Consider the following 3222-nt stretch of genomic DNA (forward strand, 5'->3'; position numbering starts at 1 on the left):
AGGCAAACGGCTATAGGAGCCAGATTCAGCGTAAAGGCCATCGAAACAAACCGTTGTCCAAGACTCAGCAAGGGCGAAACCACAGGATTGCAAAGACTAGGGCACGGGTTGAACATGCATTTGCGGCGATGGAACAAATGGGTAGAAAACTGATCCGCACCATTGGACAGGTGCGCGCTAATTTTGCCATGACGATGATGGCAGCATGTTACAACCTAAAGCGGTTGGCGTACTTCCAGAGCGCGTGCATCGTGGCTTTCTGACGCCCAGAATGGGTCAAATGGCCCTAGCCAGGGCAATGTGCGATAGAATCAGTAACGTGATAATCAAAAAAAATCTAATTATTTAGAATGAAAGCCAAGGGTTAATTGAAAATCTTGAGTTTTTCGAGGTGCCCTAGAGTATTAAGCTTATTGCCGAACAAATAATAAACAGCCAAGAATAGATAACGGGGAGATCATTGAGGTATTTGTTATGTCTAAATTAAATATATCATTTCAGATTAAAAATAAATAATAAAGCGCCTGAAAAAGCATAAAACGCTTTTTCAGGCAATGCCAAAAAATGTTGGCTAACTATCAAGAGAAGATAAACGAATTAATGTTGTTTCTTTGAATGACGAAACTGTGCCTTCGACAATATATTAAAAAGCTCGCCAATGCCATAAATTAATAACATAATACCGCCCATCACGATAGGCACCATACACAGAGCAAAAAGCATACTTTTTAAAATTTCTAGCATTGAGAGCCTCAGCAAAATAATGATCTATTCAATTACGTAAAATATGAACATAACTAAATAATAACCTTATAAGTTAGATTATTCTATTTATTTTCTCTTTTGAAGGCTAGTACTAGATATTTTCATTTTTTTACACCAATAATACGGTTAGTGACAGATATTACTATATTTTAACAATACTAATTCTCTATCAGCAGATATTTCTTAGAAACAATCAATAAGCCTTCATTCTATTCTCACTATTTGATATAACAAAGTACAATAACACAATAAATTAATTAACCGTGTTTAGGCTAATAAGGCTGTTTTTATGGATATTTTCTTAACTTTAAAACGTCATGATCGGCTATTTGCTGACGCACGGCGGATCAACTTACTTCTATATATAAAATCTTCTGGTTCGATCAAGCAAGCAGCACAATTGGCGGGCATGAATTATAAAAGCGCCTGGCATGCAATAAGCGAAATGAACCAAATAGCCGATAAAGCGCTACTTTCCAGTGCAACTGGCGGTAAAGGTGGCGGTGGTACCACTTTAACACCCTATGGTGAACGGTTATTGCAACTCTATGGATTATTAAAACAGATCCAGCAACAAGCCTATCATGTGTTAAATGATGAAAATTTACCGCTCGATAGCTTACTGGCGGCAATCTCACGTTTTTCATTACAAACCAGCGCGCGTAATCAATTTTTTGGTACTTTAATTGAGTATGATAACCACTCAATTCAGCAAAATATCAAAATTCAGTTAACTAATAGTAACACCATTATCAATGCATCATTAACCAAGCAAAGTAGCAAACGATTACACTTAACTGCTGGCAAAGAAGTTTTAATTTTGATCAAAGCACCAGCAATAAAATTGCTGCCACAACAAACAACAACTCCAGCAGCCGATAATATAATAATTGCCACGGTAGCTGATATAGAAAAAGATGATAAAGATAGTGAGCTGAAGGTGAAACTAGAGGATGGATTATTACTTTGCTCAATCATGTCAAATCAAGAAATAGCAGAACAGAATATAAAAATTGGCAGTAAAGTGACAGCGATTTTTGCCGCTAGCCAGATTATCATCGCAACACTACAATAATTACCTACCATAGCATCAGATTAATTTGATAAAATTTATTTTAAGATATAAAAAGCTTAATTAAATTAGTAAATAATTAAACTTTTTATATAATAAAACATAAAAAATTAATATAGATATCATGCATATAATAGAAGATTAACTACTTTTGATAGGAATCAGCTAACTTCTGTATTTTCTTTTTAGTGCTAACAAAATTATTATATTTTACCTTTGCACATAATAAATCAAGTTTGGTATTGAGTGCCATCGCTAACAGATTTTTTGAATCACTATCCATAATATTTTTATTGATATTCCAATATTTAATATCATCCATAATAATGACGTAATCTTTAATATATTTTTGATATTTAACCGGTTCAGTTTTTTTAAGCAGATTTAAATGATCAATACATTGATTATTTGTTGAGGAAATAATAATACCATTAAATAATATTCCAGATTTGTCGACTGGAGATTCAACTGCAGCTGTCTGACTATCGATATCGCTATTTTTTTTAGCGAAACCCGCACATCCTGTCAACATCATAATAGCCAATAATACACTAAACAGAAATACACTAAACAGATTTTTTTTTACTGTACGTCATGTCATTGAATCCTAAAAATATTATTTTCTTTGATCTACACGAAATTGCAAATGGTAAATTAACTGATAAAAGAAGTAAACAACTTTTTTATCTAACTATTAATAAAGCGATCTACCTCTCATATTAATCACCATAGCTTTAAAATATGGGTTGCCATCCCTGGCAGGTTAACTACGTCCTATAAGTATTATTTAAGGCGAAATAAATTTAATTTTGTTTGCTAATTAGAGTAACAATTTTATTTTTAGCGCTTGATATAGCAAGTTGAAAATAATTAAAGCTACTCATTAACGATTAAATTTTTACTTTATTTTCTCCACTCTATTATCTATCAATCCTGAATGCATATTTACTATGCATTCAGTTTTTGTTAATTGGTTTATTTAATTACCGGGCACCTCGAAAAACTCAAGATTTTCAATTAACCCTTGGCTTTCATTCTAAATAATTAGATTTTTTTTGATTATCACGTTACTGATTCTATCGCACATTGCCCTTGCTAGGGCCATTTGACCCATTCTGGGCGTCAGAAAGCCACGATGCACGCGCTCTGGAAGTACGCCAACCGCTTTAGGTTGTAACATGCTGCCATCATCGTCATGGCAAAATTAGCGCGCACCTGTCCAATGGTGCGGATCAGTTTTCTACCCATTTGTTCCATCGCCGCAAATGCATGTTCAACCCGTGCCCTAGTCTTTGCAATCCTGTGGTTTCGCCCTTGCTGAGTCTTGGACAACGGTTTGTTTCGATGGCCTTTACGCTGAATCTGGCTCCTATAGCCGTTTGCCT

The 3222-nt window shown here is 34.6% G+C and carries 5 protein-coding genes; 2 read left to right on the plus strand and 3 right to left on the minus strand.

Features of this window, described 5'->3' with window-relative positions; translation table 11 throughout:
* The coding region (locus CBG25_RS02560) for a transposase (RefSeq protein ID WP_290603799.1) at positions 1 to 263 on the plus strand (263 nt) is incomplete at its 5' end.
* Between the two features lie 334 nt (positions 264 to 597).
* Here the strand turns inward: CBG25_RS02560 and CBG25_RS02565 are convergent.
* Complete coding sequence (locus CBG25_RS02565; protein ID WP_032116287.1) at positions 598 to 744, minus strand: AcrZ family multidrug efflux pump-associated protein; 147 nt, start codon at positions 742 to 744, stop codon at positions 598 to 600.
* 310 nt (positions 745 to 1054) lie between these two features.
* On the opposite strand from CBG25_RS02565, the gene CBG25_RS02570 reads away from it, so the two are divergent.
* Positions 1055 to 1840, plus strand: a complete 786-nt coding sequence (locus tag CBG25_RS02570; protein WP_290604315.1) for a TOBE domain-containing protein — start codon at positions 1055 to 1057, stop codon at positions 1838 to 1840.
* Positions 1841 to 1982: 142 nt separating this feature from the next.
* Here the strand turns inward: CBG25_RS02570 and CBG25_RS02575 are convergent, their stop codons facing one another.
* Both CBG25_RS02575 and CBG25_RS02580 read right to left on the minus strand, forming a co-directional pair.
* The gene (locus CBG25_RS02575) at positions 1983 to 2369 is read right to left on the minus strand and encodes a DUF4041 domain-containing protein (protein WP_290604317.1); all 387 of its coding nucleotides are present in this window, start codon (positions 2367 to 2369) and stop codon (positions 1983 to 1985) included.
* Between the two features lie 590 nt (positions 2370 to 2959).
* Positions 2960 to 3222 (minus strand): transposase (locus CBG25_RS02580; protein WP_290603799.1); only part of this gene is annotated, 263 nt, incomplete at its 5' end.

Source organism: Arsenophonus sp. ENCA (assembly GCF_002287155.1).
In the GTDB taxonomy this organism is placed as follows: domain Bacteria; phylum Pseudomonadota; class Gammaproteobacteria; order Enterobacterales; family Enterobacteriaceae; genus Arsenophonus; species Arsenophonus nilaparvatae.